12 protein-coding genes are annotated in these 16,681 nt (G+C 57.5%); 10 read left to right on the forward strand and 2 right to left on the reverse strand.

Annotated features, from left to right (window positions below):
* Positions 1–47: 47 nt before the first annotated feature.
* The 7 genes from IE151_RS15045 (at position 48) to IE151_RS15075 (ending at position 9,758) form a co-directional block, all read left to right on the forward strand.
* On the forward strand, positions 48–3,881 hold the full coding sequence (locus IE151_RS15045; RefSeq protein WP_189491941.1) for a hydantoinase B/oxoprolinase family protein: 3,834 nt from the start codon (positions 48–50) through the stop codon (positions 3,879–3,881).
* Between the two features lie 70 nt (positions 3,882–3,951).
* A complete protein-coding gene (locus tag IE151_RS15050) occupies positions 3,952–5,508 on the forward strand; it encodes an ABC transporter substrate-binding protein (protein WP_189491944.1) in 1,557 nt (518 codons plus the stop codon).
* A 60-nt stretch (positions 5,509–5,568) separates the two neighbouring features.
* Positions 5,569–6,576: an ABC transporter permease gene (locus IE151_RS15055; RefSeq protein WP_189491947.1), complete on the forward strand. Its 1,008-nt coding sequence runs from the start codon at positions 5,569–5,571 to the stop codon at positions 6,574–6,576.
* A complete protein-coding gene (locus IE151_RS15060; protein WP_189491950.1) occupies positions 6,573–7,469 on the forward strand; it encodes an ABC transporter permease in 897 nt (298 codons plus the stop codon). The genes IE151_RS15055 and IE151_RS15060 overlap by 4 nt, the downstream gene beginning before the upstream one ends.
* An 11-nt stretch (positions 7,470–7,480) precedes the next feature.
* Positions 7,481–8,368 carry an ABC transporter ATP-binding protein gene (locus tag IE151_RS15065; protein WP_189491953.1) on the forward strand — a complete coding sequence of 296 codons (888 nt, stop codon included), beginning with the start codon at positions 7,481–7,483 and terminating at the stop codon, positions 8,366–8,368.
* Positions 8,365–9,192, forward strand: a complete 828-nt coding sequence (locus IE151_RS15070; protein ID WP_189491956.1) for an ATP-binding cassette domain-containing protein — start codon at positions 8,365–8,367, stop codon at positions 9,190–9,192. Before IE151_RS15065 ends, IE151_RS15070 begins: the two co-directional genes overlap by 4 nt.
* Before the next feature lie 386 nt (positions 9,193–9,578).
* Positions 9,579–9,758 carry a helix-turn-helix domain-containing protein gene (locus tag IE151_RS15075; protein WP_189491959.1) on the forward strand — a complete coding sequence of 60 codons (180 nt, stop codon included), beginning with the start codon at positions 9,579–9,581 and terminating at the stop codon, positions 9,756–9,758.
* Between the two features lie 139 nt (positions 9,759–9,897).
* Here the strand turns inward: IE151_RS15075 and IE151_RS15080 are convergent, their stop codons facing one another.
* On the reverse strand, positions 9,898–10,644 hold the full coding sequence (locus tag IE151_RS15080) for an SDR family NAD(P)-dependent oxidoreductase (RefSeq protein WP_189491962.1): 747 nt from the start codon (positions 10,642–10,644) through the stop codon (positions 9,898–9,900).
* Between the two features lie 98 nt (positions 10,645–10,742).
* Between IE151_RS15080 and IE151_RS15085 the strand changes: the two genes are divergently transcribed.
* Complete coding sequence (locus IE151_RS15085) at positions 10,743–11,108, forward strand: winged helix-turn-helix transcriptional regulator (protein WP_189491965.1); 366 nt, start codon at positions 10,743–10,745, stop codon at positions 11,106–11,108.
* Positions 11,109–11,455: 347 nt separating this feature from the next.
* Here IE151_RS15085 and IE151_RS15090 read toward each other — a convergent pair whose 3' ends face one another.
* On the reverse strand, positions 11,456–12,856 hold the full coding sequence (locus IE151_RS15090; RefSeq protein WP_189491967.1) for a helix-turn-helix domain-containing protein: 1,401 nt from the start codon (positions 12,854–12,856) through the stop codon (positions 11,456–11,458).
* Between the two features lie 117 nt (positions 12,857–12,973).
* Here IE151_RS15090 and IE151_RS15095 point away from each other — a divergent pair, with 117 nt between their 5' ends.
* Both IE151_RS15095 and IE151_RS15100 read left to right on the forward strand, forming a co-directional pair.
* Positions 12,974–14,506 carry an acyl-CoA carboxylase subunit beta gene (locus IE151_RS15095; protein WP_189491969.1) on the forward strand — a complete coding sequence of 511 codons (1,533 nt, stop codon included), beginning with the start codon at positions 12,974–12,976 and terminating at the stop codon, positions 14,504–14,506.
* 144 nt (positions 14,507–14,650) lie between these two features.
* Positions 14,651–16,657 (forward strand): acetyl-CoA carboxylase biotin carboxylase subunit, encoded by a 2,007-nt coding sequence (locus IE151_RS15100; protein WP_189491972.1) that lies wholly within the window; start codon positions 14,651–14,653, stop codon positions 16,655–16,657.
* Positions 16,658–16,681: the final 24 nt, after the last annotated feature.

Raw genomic sequence — 16,681 nt, forward strand, 5'->3', positions numbered from 1 at the left:
TCTTCGATTTCATCTCGGATCGAACTGCAAAAATTAGGACAGACGACATGCAGAGCACTGCAAAGCATTTCCGCGCGGGTATCGATATTGGCGGCACCTTCACCGACTTCATCCTCTTCGACGGAGACGCATCTGCAATACGCCTGCATAAATGCCTGACTACGCCACGCGACCCCTCGCAGGGGGCGCTGGGCGGATTGGCCGATCTTGTTGCCGCAGCTGAAATTTCCGTTGCCGATCTGTCGGAAATTGTTCACGGCACGACACTCGTCACCAACGCTGTGATTGAGCGCAAGGGCGCGGCGGTCGGCATGATTACCACCGAGGGCTTCCGCGACATTTTGGAAATCGGCACCGAGCAGCGCTATGATATCTACGATCTGACGCTATCCTATCCCGACCCGCTGGTTGAGCGTTCCCGTCGTCTGGAAGTGTCCGAACGTGTCGGTGCGGATGGAGAAGTCATTCTTGAACTCGACGAAGTCGCAGTTCTGCGTGCAGCCGAAGCTTTGAAGAAGGACGGTGTTGAAGCCATTGCGATCTGCTTCATGCACTCCTATCGCAATCCGGCGCATGAGCGCCGCGCCCGCGATATCATAGTCAAGTCAATGCCGGAAATTTCCGTCTCCATCTCCTCGGAAGTCGTTGCCGAAATCTCCGAATATCAGCGTTTTGTCACCACTTGCGCGAATGCCTATGTGCAACCGCTGATGGATCGCTATCTGCGCCGTTTCGAAGGCGAGCTGGATAAGCTCGGCTTCAAGGGGGATTTCCGCATGATGCATTCGGCCGGCGGCTTGGTTTCGTTGGAAACTGCACGCGCCTTCCCTATCCGCCTGCTGGAATCCGGTCCTGCCGGTGGCGCACTGGCAACTGCCTGGTTCGGCAAGAATGCCGGCCATGATAACGTGATCGCCTTTGACATGGGCGGCACGACCGCCAAGGCATGCTTGATCGAAGACGGCAAGGCCGATATCGCCTCCTACCTCGAAGCCGGGCGCGTCCATCGCTTCAAGAACGGCTCCGGCCTGCCCATCAAGGCGCCTGTGGTCGACATGATCGAAATAGGAGCGGGTGGAGGATCTATCGCCTCCATCGACGATGTCGGTCTTATGCAGGTCGGTCCGCATTCAGCCAGTTCCGAACCCGGTCCGGCCTGCTACGGTCGTGGCGGCAAAAAGCCTACCGTGACGGATGCCAGCGTGGCGCTGGGCTATTACGACCCGACCTTCTTCCTTGGCGGTCGCATGAAACTTGACCTCGATGCTGCCGAGATCGCACTGAACACGATTGCAAAGCCTCTTGATATTTCCGCTGTCGAAGCCGCTTGGGGCATCCACCAGGTGGTTGGCGAGAGCATGGCGAATGCTGCTCGCATTCATCTGGTTGAAAAAGGCAAGGATCCACGCGGCTATTCGATGATTGGATTCGGCGGTGCAGGTCCCGCTTTCGCAGCGAAAGTCGCGCGTATTCTGGGCGTCAGGGAAGTGATCGTGCCACCCGCCAGCGGTGCAGCCTCCGCCTTTGGGTTTCTGACTGCGCCACTCTCCTATGACATTGTACGTTCGCACCCTATTGTCCTCGACGAGAAGCTCGACGCGGCCAAGATCAATGCGCTCCTTGAGGAGATCGCTGAGGAGGGCCGCGTTCAGCTACGTAGCGCCGGCGTTTCGGACGCTGAAATCGGCATCGAGTATTCTGCCGACATGCGTTTGGTCGGCCAGTTGCACGAAATCACGGTGCCGTTGCCCGGCGGAAGCCTCAATGCCGATGCGTATGACGCAATCCGCGCAGCATTCGAAGGCGTCTACAACGCCCGTTACGCGCGCGTTCCGACCGATGCCACGCTGGAAGTGCTCTCCTTCCGCGTTCGTGCCAGCGGCGCTACACCCCAGTTGACCGTGCGTCAGGCCGATATTGACGGCGGCATAGCCGATGCACGCAAGGGCACTCGCAAAACCTATTTTGGCAATGGCTGGGTCGATGCCGGAATCTATGATCGTTACGCCATGCGACCCGGTATCAGGGTAGAAGGCCCGGCGATCATCGAGGAGCGTGAATCCACCACGATCGTCCCACCCGGCGACACGGTGACGGTCGATGAGACCGGCAACCTGCGCATCGCCATTGCAGCGGTCGAAAAGGGGGCAACCATCGTCGACGAAACCATGTCGATGGAACAGGCGATGGCCCGCATTCAGGCCGATCCGATCGCTCTGGAAGTCATGTGGAGCCGTCTGGTGAATGTGGCGGAAGAGATGTGGTCTACCGTCTGCCGCACGGCTTTCTCCCTTATCATTTCCGAGAGTCAGGATTTCGGCTGCGCAATTCTTGATACGGATGGGGAAACGCTGGCACACTCTGCCCGCGTCATGCCGGTCTTCAACCTGACCCTGCCAATGGCGGTTAAGGCAATCATCAAGCGTTATCCGGTAGAAACGATGAAGCCGGGTGATGTTTATATAACGAATGACCCTTGGCTCTGTGCCGGTCACCTGTTCGATCTGGCGATCGTCACACCCGTCTTCCATCGCGGCCGCGTCGTCGCGTTGATGGGCACTGTTGGTCATGTTGGTGATATCGGCGGATCGCGTGATGGCCTTTCAGTAAGCGAACTTTACGAGGAGGGCCTGCAAATCCCTGCCATGAAGCTCGTGATCGAAGGCAACGAGAATGAAGACCTCTTCCGCTTGATGGCCGACAATATTCGTGACAGCGATCAGGTTCTGGGTGATGTTCGCTCCTTCATCTCCGCCAACGAAACCGGCTCGATCCGCATGCGCACATTCATGGAAGAATATGGCATGCACGACCTGAAGGCCTTCTCGAAGGTTGTTCAGAACCTGTCGGAAAAGGCCATGCGTGAAGCTGTGCGGGGCCTCAAGGACGGCGTTTATCACTCGGAGATTTCCAACAATCCGATGGGTGAGCGCATGACCTTTCCGCTCCAGATCACGGTCAAGGACGATGAGATTGAACTCGATTTCGAGGGTGCACCGCCTCAAACGGTCAAAGGTGGCATCAATTGCACGCTCTCCTACACGACCGCGCATGCAACCTACCCGATCAAATGCATGCTAACGCCTGGCGTCCGTGGCAATGCTGGTTGCTATCGCCCGTTCACGGTCAAAGCGCCAAAAGGGTCGATCCTCAATTGCGAGAAGCCGGCAGCCGTATCGTTGCGTACTCGCACGGGCTGGTATCTTGCTCCGAACGTCTTCCGCGCACTCTCGGAAGCTGCTCCCGATGTTGCGCAGTCCTTCTCAGGCCTGCCAAGCCTGATGAGTTTCTACGGCAAGAACGACAAGGGATCGCTGTTCTACGAACTGCTGCTGCTCGGCGGCGGGCAGGGCGCTTCCGCAACCCAGGACGGCAAGTCTTCGCTTCTGTGGCCCACTTCGGCCGCAACCTCATCGCTCGAGATGCTGGAAAGCCGCTCGCCTATCGTCGTCTGGGAAAAGTCGCTCGTCACCGATAGCGGCGGTGCTGGCCAGAATCGCGGCGGCCTGGGCGTCCGCGTTCGCATCTCGCGTCGCTTCGATGAAGGCAACCCTATCAAGGCAATCATATCGCCGGAAGGCGTCGATCTGCCGGTCGAAGGTCTTTTCGGCGGGTTGGCCGGGAAGACCGCGGCAGGAACAATCCTGAGCCGCAGGGATAGGACGGTCGCAGAAGACTGCGGTACTGGCCGCATCATTGATCTGAGGGACGCCGACGCGACGGTAGAGCTCTTCCTGTCAGGCGGTTCGGGCTTCGGCGATCCGGCCAAGCGCGACCTTGCAAAACTCGATGAGGACGTCAAGCAGGGTTATGTCAGCGAGAAGGCGGCAGAAGAGATTTACGGGCGTTCAGGGCGTGCGGCAGAGCGCAAGACAGCTTGAAACAGACGAGATATTGCGCCGCCTCTGAGGGGAGGCGGATGGCATAATGGACAATAAGGAGACCATACGCATGACCATCAGCAGAAGGCTCTTCATGGGAGCGACCGTGTCGGCTGCCGCACTGGCTGCGATGCCCTTCGAAGCATTCGCACAAGGGCGCAAGATCCTGATCATGGCCAGCAGCGTCGACATTCCGAATTTCGACCCGCACGTCGCCACCGGCTATGCGCCGGCAATGCTCTTCCGCAACACCTACGATGCGCTGGTCCGCGTTGTTGGCACTCCGCCGGAGATCAAACCAGGTCTTGCGACCGAATGGAGCGTTTCGGAGGACCAGAAGCGTTACGAATTCAAATTGAATCCCAGCGCCAAGTTCCAGGATGGAACGCCCGTCACTGCGGAGGCGGTCGTCTATTCCTTCAAGCGTATTCTCAAGCTTGAGCGCGGCCCGTCATGGATGATCAATGGTATCGTCAGCGAGAACGGCATCAAGGCGATCGATGCACAAACGGTCGCTTTCGAGCTGGATGCTCCCTTTGCGCCCTTCTTGCAGGTGCTGCCGTGGATGTTCATCGTCAATCCCGCTGTCGTTGAGGCCAATATTGGTTCAGACGAGGGCCAGGTCTACCTGATGACCAACACTGCTGGCTCCGGCCCGTTCAAGATGGGCCGTGTGCTGCCAGGCAACATGTATGAATTCATCCGTGTGGAGGATGACTGGCATGAGGGTGGAGGCAATCTTCAGGGCGCTATCTGGAAGATCGTGCGTGAAGCCTCTACCGAACGCATGATGATCCAGCGCGGCGAAGCTCATATCGCGCTTGAGCTCTACGCTGAGGATATGACTGCGCTCGAGGGCCGACCGGGTGTCGTCAATGTGATCGAACCGGAATATCGCACTTTCTCGATCAAGATGAACACGGCCAAGGGGCCACTTGCAGACAAGAACCTGCGCAAAGCCATCTCCTATGCCTATAATTATCAGGCGATGCTGGACGCTTCGGGTCCTGCAGAATTGATGGTTGGTCCGCTGCCTACGGGTATTTTCGGACACGATCCGGAACTGGCAGTCTATCGCCAGGATATGGAGAAGGCCAAGGAATTCCTTGCTAAATCCGAGTACAAGGACGGCGGGTTCACGCTCAGCGTCATTCATGCCACCGGCTATGAAAATCAGCGCCGCTGGAGCCTGATTCTGCTCGAGGCCCTGAAGGCGCTAAACATCGAACTGGACATCCGTCCCGCAACATGGCCGGACACCGTGGCTGCCGCACAATCGCCCGACACGATGCCCGATTTTATGTGCCTTTTCCAGACGGCGAACTATGCGGATCCGGATAACATCGCCTATGCGGCCTACCATTCCTCGCGCAATGGCCAGTGGCAGAACCCGGTATACAATAATCCGGAGGTCGATAAACTCATTGAAGCTGCCCGCGTCGAAACAGATGAAACAAAGCGCGCACAGCTTTATCAACAATTCCAGGAGCTTATTGTCGAGGACGCACCGGATATCTTCGGCGTGCTCGAAAAGCGCAAGCTCGGCATGCGCGACAGTGTCAAGAACTTCGTGTTCACGCCCGTCGCCGCTAATGCCATTGAGCTCCTTCCGCTGTCGCTCGACTAAGCCTGATGCCCAAAGGGGCGCGCGTGAATGCGCGTCCCGATCTGATGACCGGAGCCGTCAATGCTACTTTACGCCGTCAGACGCCTTATCTTCCTGATTCCGATGCTGATCGGCCTGACGATCATCGTATTTGCGATCGCACGTCTTTTGCCAGGCGATCCGGTAGCACTTGCCGCCGGGCCGAACGCAACGCCTGCTGTCATCGAAAGCGTACGCAAGGAGTTTGGCCTCGATAAGCCAATCCCGATGCAATACTGGGACTATGTTACTGGTCTTGTGCAGGGTGACTGGGGCGTCTCCATCTTCACGCGCCGTCCGGTGTTTGAAGATATAATGACCTTTCTGCCAGCAACGCTGGAGCTGGTGGCAGCTGCCATGCTGCTCGCGATCGTCATTGGCATTCCACTTGGCCTTGCGGCTGCCGTCTATCGCAATGGCTTCATTGATTATCTGACGCGAACCGTGGCGCTGGGCGGGATCGCTATGCCACGCTTCTTTCTCGGTCTCCTGCTGCAGCTTATGTTCGTGGCCTGGCTCGACCTTCTGCCACTGTCAGGGCGCTATCCGCTGATCGAGATCGCGCCAGAGCACATAACCGGTTTTTATACGATCGATTCCATTTTGGCAGGTGATTGGTATGCGCTATCACTCAGCCTGCAATATCTGGCGCTACCGGCCTTCGCCATGTGTCTGTCGCCGCTCGCGACCATCATGCGTATGATGCGTGCCTCTACGATCGAAGTCATGCAGCAGGATTTTGTCCTGACCGAACGTGCCCTTGGCATTTCGCAGCACCGTATTCTGTTCAAGTACGTCCTGAAGAATGCGATGACCTCAACCTTGACCGTCATCGGCCTCTATGTCTCTTGGCTGCTTGGCGGCACCGTTCTTGTCGAAACCGTGTTCGATTGGCCGGGGCTTGGCCTTTATGCCACCCAGGCAATTCTCAGCCAGGATTTCATGCCTGTCATTGGCGTCACTCTGGTAATTGCCGTCATCTATCTCCTCACCATGCTGATCGTCGATCTGCTCTACGGCGTCTTCAATCCAAGGGTTCGCTACGCATGACCACGACTTCGACCGCTCTCCCCCGGCGCGACCAGTCGGCAAGACTGGAAAACTGGTCGCGCGCCTTCTATCGTTTCCGCCAGAGCTGGCTTTCCGTTGTCGGGCTGGTGCTCGTCATCGCTCTCATCGTGCTGGCGCTGCTTGCTCCCGTCATCGTGCCCCATCCCGAGCACGTCGCAGGTGGCACCAATACGGCAGAGCGTTTCCTCGCGCCCGGCTCCGATTATTGGTTCGGCACCAACGCTTTGGGCCAGGACATGTTTTCGCTGACGCTGGTCGGCGCCCAGGTCTCGCTTTTCTCGGGTCTTGCCGTCGTGGTCATCGCCATTGTCGTAGGCGGTATTATCGGCGCGATAGCCGGCTATTTCGGCGGCTGGATCGACGAAATCCTGATGCGGATCACCGATCTGCTGCTGACCATTCCAAGTCTTATTCTCGCCATGGCCGTTGCGGCTGCCCTTGGCACAGGTGTCGGCAACATGATTATCGCCATTGCTATCACCTGGTGGCCCGCTTATGCGCGTCTGGTTCGTGGCGAGGTGCTGGGCAAGAAAGAAGAGCAATTCATCACGGCTGCAAAGGCGTTGGGCGCAGGTTGGCCGCGCATTCTCGGTCGCCACATCCTGCCCAATATTGTCTCCCCCATCATTGTCAAGGCGTCGCTCGACATGGGTTTTGCCATTCTCACAGTTGCCTCGCTGGGCTTCGTCGGAATCGGCGTGAAAGCCCCGACGCCAGAGTGGGGCACGTTGCTTTCCATAGCTCGCGCCGACATGCCGGATTATTGGTGGACGGCAGTATTCCCTGGCATGGCCATCTTCATCGCCGTTCTGGCCTTCAACCTTCTGGGTGATGGTTTGCGGGACGTGATGGACCCGCAGGCCAGGCGCTGAGGAGAGATGTCATGACGCTTCTGAAAATTGAAAATCTCAATCTCTCCATGCGCAGTTTCGAAGGCGAGACGCAGATTCTGCACGGCATCGATCTTAAGATCGAGCGCGGCGAAATTTGGGGCATGGTCGGTGAAACGGGCAGCGGCAAATCGCTGACCGGGCTTTCCATTTCGCGCCTTATCCCTTCGGCTACCGGACGCTATCTCGCTGGCTCGATTGCGTTTGAAGGCCGCGATATGCTGAAAGCCTCCGAAAGGGAGATGCGTCCTTTGCGTGGGCGCAAGATCGGCATGATCTTCCAGGATCCGACGACCAATCTCAATCCGGTGTTTCGCATCGGCACCCAACTTGTCGATGTCGCACTGCATGCAGGGGCAGGGGACCCTTCCGTTCTGGGCTTGGAGCCTGGAGCTTCTCGCGCCCAACGCAAGAAGGCCGCGCTCAAGGTCGCGATCGACATGCTGGACAAGGTTGGCATTCCAGACCCGGAAAAGCGAATCCACGATTACCCGCATCAGTTTTCCGGCGGTATGCGCCAGCGCGTATTGATAGCGATGGCAATGATAGGCAAGCCCGATCTGCTGATTGCCGACGAGCCAACCACCGCCTTGGACGTTTCGGTGCAGGCACAGATACTGAAGCTCATCCACGATCTGGTCGAGGAGCGCAACATCGGCGTTTTGTTGATTACGCATAATCTGGGCGTCGTCGCGCAGATTTGTACGCATGTGGCGGTCATGTACCGCGGCCGCATTCTGGAAACCGGCCCCGTCATGCAGGTGCTCAAGAAACCTTCGCACGTCTATACGCAGGCGCTGCTCGACTCCATTCCGACGGCCCAGACCAAGCGCGGCGAGTTGCGCGGTCTCGGCGGCATCATGCCGGAGCTGCAATCATGATTTTGGACATTCGCCACGTCACCAAGATTTTCCCCGGTCAGCGCAAGGGCATCTTCGGCCGCACGGAGGACTTCAAGGCGCTCGACAATGTCAACCTGTCGATCGCCAAGGGCAAGAGCTACGGTCTTGTTGGTGAATCCGGTTCTGGCAAGACGACGCTGACGCGCTGTATCCTGCGTCTGGAGGACCTGACCAGCGGTCATATTCAGTATGACGGGCAGGATATTCATAAGCTTTCGGCAACGGACATGCGCCATCTGCGCTCGAAGCTGCAGATCGTCTTCCAGGATCCCTATGCGTCACTTGATCCGCGCATGACAATCCATGACATCGTCGCCGAGCCGCTCGTCATCCACAAGGACATCGTGCCTATGACGCCGCGACAGCGCACCGAGCGCGTGCTTGAACTACTGCTGCAGGTCGGCCTTCACCAACAACATCTGTTCCGCTATCCGCACGAATTTTCCGGAGGCCAGCGCCAACGCATCGGCATTGCACGCGCGCTTGCGGTAAATCCCGAGTTCCTAATTCTCGATGAGCCGACGTCGGCACTCGACGTATCGGTGCAGGCGGATGTGCTCAATCTCCTGCATCGTCTGCAACAGGAACTTGGTTTGACCTATTTCTTCATCAGCCACGATCTCGGCGTCATTCGCTATATTTGTGACGATGTTGCGGTCATCTACCGTGGTAAACTCGTCGAGGCAGAGCAGGTCGATCAGATTTTCGACAACCCTTCTAGCGACTATACGCGCATGCTTCTTGATGCCATGCCCAATCCAGATCCGGAATCGTCACCGTTCCGACGCGCCTCATCCCTCTGAAAGCTGCCTGTGACGTGCATTGATACGCCCGTCATAGGCTTTGTGACGCTCCCCTCACTTGCACAGTGACTCAGTGAGCCAATCCCGCGCCTGATTCATTGGCCGCTATTGTCATTCGGCCGGCGGCCACCTTCGATAAATCTCGATCCGCTGCAGATCGCGCTCACTCATCGCAATCAATCCCATCTGCAATCTCCCAGGCATGGTTCAGACCGGGAAGTGTGACATTCCAATCTTGCAGAAACAAGAAATTGTGACTTTGCGGCTACACAAATAGGAACTCATAATGTGCATTATGGAACAATCAACGTCGTTTGAAGAATGCCGGAGGTCAATGAACCGGAAGCGGCTCGTGCCCTTGGTCGCAATGGCGGGCGCCCTTTAAAATGACGCCGGCAAAACTGCGCCCCGCCCGCGCTGCCATGGGCCAGCCGGAGACGAAGGTCGCCGGTCTTTGCGCTGAGCTCGGCGTCACCAGGCAGACGCTGTATCGATTTATCGGCCCTAATGGCGAATTGCGAGCCGATGGGGAGAAATTGCTCGCCCGGCACAAGCGCGGAATCTGAGTCATGTGGGGCAGAGAGCTTCGCGCCTCCTCCGGCCGCTCTCGAGCCCCAGATTACTGGAGCGTAGAATCCGCGTTTCCCGTGTCGCTGGAGGAAAGGCCCAAGCAGATAGAGCTCGGGGCCGGGATTTGATCTGCCGTCAGACTTGTGCGGCTCCGCCGTCAACGAAGACCTCGCTACCGGTCATGAAGCTGCTTTCATCCGAGGCAAGAAAGAGCGCCACAGCCGCCGTCTCCTCGGGGCGTCCGACACGCCCGAGCGGCGCCTGAGCGGCGAAGCCCGCCACCAACGCATCCTCTTCTCCCGGCGCCGCCAAGCCCTTGAGGCCGGGGGTCTCGGTGGCGCCGGGAGAGAGCACGTTCACGCGGATGCCGGTCCCCTTCAGGTCCAGTGCCCAGCTTCGTGCAAAATTGCGGATTGCGGCCTTGGTCGCGCTGTAGACGCTGAACGCAGGCGTTCCCATCGAGCCCGTTGTCGACCCGGTAAGGATGATGGATCCGCCGGCCCGCATAAGCGGCAGCGCCTTTTGCACGGTGAACAGCGTTCCCTTGACGTTGACGTTGAACGTCAAATCGAACGACGTCTCGTCGATAGCGCCAAGCGGAGCCAGTTTTCCGAGCCCGGCATTCGCGAAGAGAATGTCTATTCGTCCGCTCTTCGCGCGTACCGTCGCGAACAGCCGATCAAGGTCGTCCATACGCGAAACGTCGCCTTGCACCGCCGTCACGCCTGAGCCCATCACTTCTACCGCCCTGTCCAGCTCCTCCTGGCGACGGCCGGCGATGAAAACCTCGGCGCCTTCCGCCACAAACCGCTTGGCGGTCGCGAGACCAATGCCGCTGTTACCGCCGGTTATGACGGCGATTTTACCTTCAAGTCTGCCCATTTCGATCTCCTAGAGAATGATGATTGTTTCGAAATAGAGGCTTGCTTTTCTTTCTTCCAGTATGCACCTTTTGGTAAGTATCAATTGGAGCATACGAAATGACCACATCTGGCTTTATCTGCGGGCTGGACGCTGCGTTGGCTGTCATCGGCGGCAAATGGAAACCTTTGATCCTGTTCCATCTTTCCCACGAAGCCCGACGCTATGGTGACCTGAGGCGCGCCATCGGCAACGTCAGTGACAAAATGCTTATCCAGCAACTCAAGGAACTGGAGGCTGATGGGATCGTCGATCGGTTAGACTTCAAGGAAATTCCGCCGAAAGTCGAATATTCCCTCACTGCGTTCGGTCAGACCCTCGCCGAAGCTTTGAAGCCGCTCTGCGCCTGGGGTACAGAACATATGATCGAAGTCGAAAAACTCATGTCACGCCGCGGCGCGTCCGAGGTGGAGAAAGTCGCCTAACCTTCCGAATAGCTTGCCGACAAGCTATGGCGCGCCCCAGGTGGCTGTAGCGCAGACATAGTGCCCATCTTCATCGTTCCCGGCCCGCCGGGTGAGATTCGAACCCTGGTTGGCTAGGACGCATACATAGTCTGCTTTCTTGGCCTCGCTCACCAGCAGCGTCAGTCTCCTTTCGGCCCGGATACGTGGCGACGACCGGTTTGCCCGCTATGCCGCCCTTCGACACCCTAGTTATAAACACCCGATTGCGAGCTTGCCGGTGCGCGCCAATCGACCGCGAGTTCACCCTTTGATCTTCCTGTCATATATCTGTGCCCCTTTATGTTCGGGGGCCACCTGGCCCTCGGTTAGACCAGTTCATAGGGCAGCACACCTCGCTGAGCATGATTTACCTCGATACGGCGTTTGACAGGCGGCGTGGCGCGGGCATGACAGCCCTGGCGCTCGCAGACCCTGCACGAGACGCCGATCGGCTCGTAATGAGCACCACCCTTTATGTCGAGCCCATCTGCGTACACGAAGGCGTCAGCAACCGAGATGTCGCAGCCGAAGGCAAGAACATAGACCGTTTCCGCTGATCGATATCCGCCGTTTCGCTTGGTAACCTGCACCGCCATCGAAAGGTAGCGTGACCCGTCCGGCATTTGAGCAAGTTGCCTGATGATGCGCCCTTGCGTTTCGAAGGCAGTATGCGCGTTCCAGAGGGGGCATGCTGCACCATATCGGGCAAATTGCAGCCTGGTAGCGCTATGGCGTTTGGTGATATTTCCCGCTCTATCGATACGCGCGAAGAAGACGGGTACACCCTTGTTTCCCGGTCGCTGCAGCGTCGACAGCCTGTGACAGGTCTGCTCTAGAGACGTCCCGAACCGCAGCGCGATCAGTTCGACATCATGGCGCAACTCGCTCGCGGATCGCGCAAATTTTTCATAGGGCATGAGGAGTGCGCCTGCAAAATAGTTCTGCAACCCGACACGACAGATCTCAACGGCTTCCTGGGTTCGGAAGCTGGCGCGCGAGAGAATGGCATCGATTGCCGGCGAGGCTTCAAGTTGCGCCAACTGTATCGCAAGCTGAAACTGCTGCGTAACCAATGGGGAATTACCGCTGAGATACAGTGTTCTGTTTGAGCGATCGAACCGGCGCAGTTCCCCATCCTGAGTCAGTTGCCGGACGCTGACGCCGTGCTTGCCTTCTAGTCTTGCCTTCAGAGCCACGAAACTATCGTACGGGATGCCCGTTTCAACGGCAATTGTCTCGGCCACAATGTCCAGTTCGTGAATATAATTATCGGTGAAATGAAAGAAATCACGCACTTCTTCATACGGTGTGGGGTCGGACGCTCCTTTGGCAAGTTCACGGTCTATGCTTGCTAATTGCTCACTCGTGCGTCGGTACGCCTGATGCGCGGCGATAAGCGCATGGGCCAAGCCCGGTGCATTCTGGACAATCATCTTGAGTTCCTGGATTCCGGGCGCGTAGCCCTGGAACAGCGGATCCGACAATGCTTCCGAAAACGCCGACAGCAGACGATCTGTTTCACCGGCTCCCAGTTCCGCCACGTTCAATCCGCATTTGTCAACCAAGGCTAGCAAGACCGTTGCCGAGACCGGACGCTGGTTGCTCTCGATCTGGTTGAGATAGCTGGTCGAGATGCCAATCCGCTCGGCAAATTGGGCCTGCGTCGCACCGTTTTCCTGCCTGAGTTCCCTGACGCGCTTTCCGATGAAAAGTTTTCCGGTCGACATTTTCACATTTTCACAATTTACTATTCTCAAATTTTGTATTTCTACTTCTCCACACGATCAAGCCTTTTTGCCTGCGATATTTCTTTATAACGCTGAACAAGCAACAGGTGAGGAACAATGCAAAACGTACTTGAGCAGCTCGAGCAAAGGCGGACCGAGGCGAGAGCTGGCGGGGGTGAACGCCGGGTGGCGGCGCAACATGCCAAGGGCAAGCTGACCGCGCGGGAACGTATTGATGTTCTGCTTGATGAAGACTCCTTCGAGGAGTTCGACATGTATGTGACGCATCGTTGCACCGATTTCGACATGCAGGAGCAGAAGGTTCCGGGCGATGGTGTGGTGACGGGCTGGGGCACGATCAATGGTCGTCAGGTCTATATCTTCAGCCAGGATTTCACGGTTCTCGGCGGCTCCCTCTCTGAAACGCACGCGCAGAAGATCTGCAAGATCATGGATATGGCGGTGCGGAACGGCGCCCCAGTGATTGGCCTCAACGATTCCGGTGGCGCCCGAATTCAGGAAGGCGTTTCCTCTCTCGCAGGCTATGCGGAGGTATTCCGACGCAATGCGGAAGCTTCCGGCGTCATACCCCAGATCTCCGTCATCATGGGGCCTTGCGCCGGGGGTGCGGTGTACTCACCCGCGATGACCGATTTCATCTTCATGGTACGCGATACGTCCTACATGTTCGTCACCGGACCGGATGTCGTGAAAACCGTCACCAACGAAATCGTGACAGCGGAGGAACTTGGAGGTGCAGCGACGCACACTCAGAAATCCTCCGTCGCGGATGCCGCCTTCGAAAACGATGTCGAAGCGCTTGAGGCCGTTCGGCTTCTGGTTGATTTCCTGCCTCTTAACAACCGCCAGCCAGCGCCCACCCGGCCCTTCCACGACGATCCCTCACGGATCGAGATGAAGCTCGACACGCTTGTTCCCGCTTCTTCGACGAAGCCTTATGACATGAAGGAACTTATTCTGACTATTGCAGATGAGGGCGAATTCTTCGAAATACAGGCGGCGTTTGCCAAGAATATCATCACAGGGCTGATCCGCATTGAAGGGCAGACGGTCGGGGTCGTTGCCAACCAACCCATGGTGCTTGCTGGCTGCCTCGACATCGATTCCTCGAGAAAAGCGGCGCGCTTCGTGCGTTTTTGCGACGCATTCAGCATTCCGATCCTGACACTGGTGGACGTACCGGGCTTTTTACCCGGCACGTCGCAGGAGTATGGCGGCGTTATCAAGCATGGCGCCAAGCTGCTCTTCGCTTATAGTCAGGCGACCGTGCCCATGGTCACGCTGATCACCCGCAAAGCCTATGGCGGGGCTTATGACGTGATGGCCTCGAAGCACATTGGCGCGGATATCAACTATGCCTGGCCAACCGCCGAGATTGCCGTCATGGGAGCAAAAGGGGCGACCGAAATCCTGTATCGCTCCGAACTGGGCGACCCTGAGAGAATCGCCGCACGTACGGCAGAATACGAGAACCGCTTCGCAAATCCTTTCGTCGCAGCCGAACGGGGGTTCATTGACGAAGTGATCATGCCGCATTCGTCAAGGCGTCGCATCGCCCGGGCCTTCGCTTCCTTGCGCAACAAAAGGGTCGAGACGCCATGGAAAAAGCACGACACGATACCGCTGTGAGCCAAAGACGCGCGGCTGCCCGGAATGGCATTGACTTGATCACAATCCGACGAGAACCTTTCGACATGCTCGAGGATTGAGACTGGAAAGACATGGAGCCATTCCATTCCAAGTGTAAATTCATTCGTAGTGCAAGAGACCTGAATGCCACCGTTCAAGAAAATCCTGATCGCCAATCGCGGCGAAATTGCCTGCCGGATTATCAAGACCGCGCGCCGCATGGGGATCCAGACAGTTGCTGTTTACTCCGAGGCCGATAAGAATGCTCTACATGTCAAGATGGCGGATGAAGCTTTCCTGATCGGTCCAGCGCCGTCGAGCGAATCCTATATCGTCATCGAAAAGGTGATGGAGGCCGTCGCGGCGTCCGGAGCGGATGCGGTTCACCCCGGCTATGGCTTTCTTTCCGAAAATCCGGCTTTCGCGGCCGCTCTGGAAGCTGCGGGGGTGATTTTTATCGGCCCGCCGGTGAAGGCGATCGAAGCCATGGGCGACAAGATCACCTCGAAGAAGATTGCCGCGGAAGCCGGCGTTTCCACGGTTCCCGGTCATTTAGGTCTGATAGAGGACGCTGAGGAAGCGGTCCGGATCGCCGGGCAAATCGGCTACCCCGTCATGATCAAGGCTTCGGCGGGCGGCGGCGGCAAAGGCATGCGTATTGCCTGGAACGAGACCGAGGCGAACGAAGGCTTCACGTCGTCGCGAAACGAGGCTCGTGCTTCTTTCGGCGACGAGCGTATTTTCATCGAGAAATTCGTTACCGAGCCGCGCCATATCGAAATCCAGGTTCTAGGCGATCGTCATGGCAATGTCGTGTATCTGGGGGAGCGTGAGTGCTCGATACAGCGGCGCAACCAGAAAGTCATCGAGGAAGCCCCCTCGCCTTTCCTGGATGCGGCCACGCGTGAAGCAATGGGTACTCAAGCCGTCGCACTAGCGCGAACGGTCGGATACTATTCGGCAGGAACCGTCGAATTTATCGTCGACCGCGACAGGAATTTCTATTTCCTCGAAATGAATACCCGTCTGCAGGTCGAGCATCCTGTGACGGAACTCATCACCGGAATTGATCTCGTCGAACAGATGATCAGAATCGCCGCAGGCGAGCAACTTTCATTGGAGCAGAAGGATGTCGCGCTGAACGGATGGGCGATCGAAAGCCGTATCTATGCGGAAGACCCTTACAGAAGCTTCCTGCCCTCGATCGGTCGCCTGAGCCGCTACCGCCCGCCCCGTGAGGGAACATCGGAAGACGGGACCATCGTAAGAAACGATACCGGAACGTTCGAGGGCGGCGAAATCTCGATGCATTACGATCCTATGATCGCCAAGCTGTGCAGCTGGGCACCGACACGCGACAAGGCCATTTCAGTCATGGCGGACGCATTGGACAGTTTCGAACTGGAAGGGATCGGACACAACCTGCCCTTCCTGTCGACGGTCATGGGGCAATCGCGTTTCCAGGACGGGCGCCTCACCACCGCTTATATTGCCGAGGAGTTCCCGGAAGGCTTCGGCGGGGTCACAGCCACGCAAAGCCAGACGCAGATCCTTTCAGTGGTCGCGGCGGTGGTGAATTACAGGCTCCAGGATCGCGCGGCAAATATCTCCGGAACGATCGGAAACCGTCGGCGTGAGCTGCCAAAACAATGGGTCGTACGGCTGGCCGGGACAGAAACGGAAGTCTCCATGCTTGGCGAGGAACCCCAGATCGTTTCATGCGCGGATGGCCCGGCGGTGGAGGTTCAAAGCAACTGGATCCCCGGAAAGACACTTGCCTGGTTCAAGGTCGGCCAGGAACAGCTTACTGTGAAAGTGGACGTTGTCGGAACAGCAATTCGCCTTCGCTGGCGCGGAATCGATACCGTCTGTCATGTCAGAACACCACATGTCGCAGCGCTTGCGCGCCTGATGCCGGAGAAGACGCCACCGGATCTGTCCAGGATGCTATTGTGTCCCATGCCAGGCATCGTAACATCTATCGTCGTGAAGGAAGGAGACGCCGTCGAACTCGGCCAGTCTCTGGCCACGGTCGAAGCCATGAAGATGGAAAACGTCCTGAAGGCGGAAAGAAAAGGTGTCGTGAAGCGCATCGTGGCCAGCCCTGGTGTCAGCATGGCGGTCGATGATGTGATCATGGAATTCGAGTAAGGCCTGACTAGCTGGCATTTGCGG

The sequence above is a fragment of the Limoniibacter endophyticus genome (assembly GCF_014652835.1).
GTDB lineage: Bacteria > Pseudomonadota > Alphaproteobacteria > Rhizobiales > Rhizobiaceae > Limoniibacter > Limoniibacter endophyticus.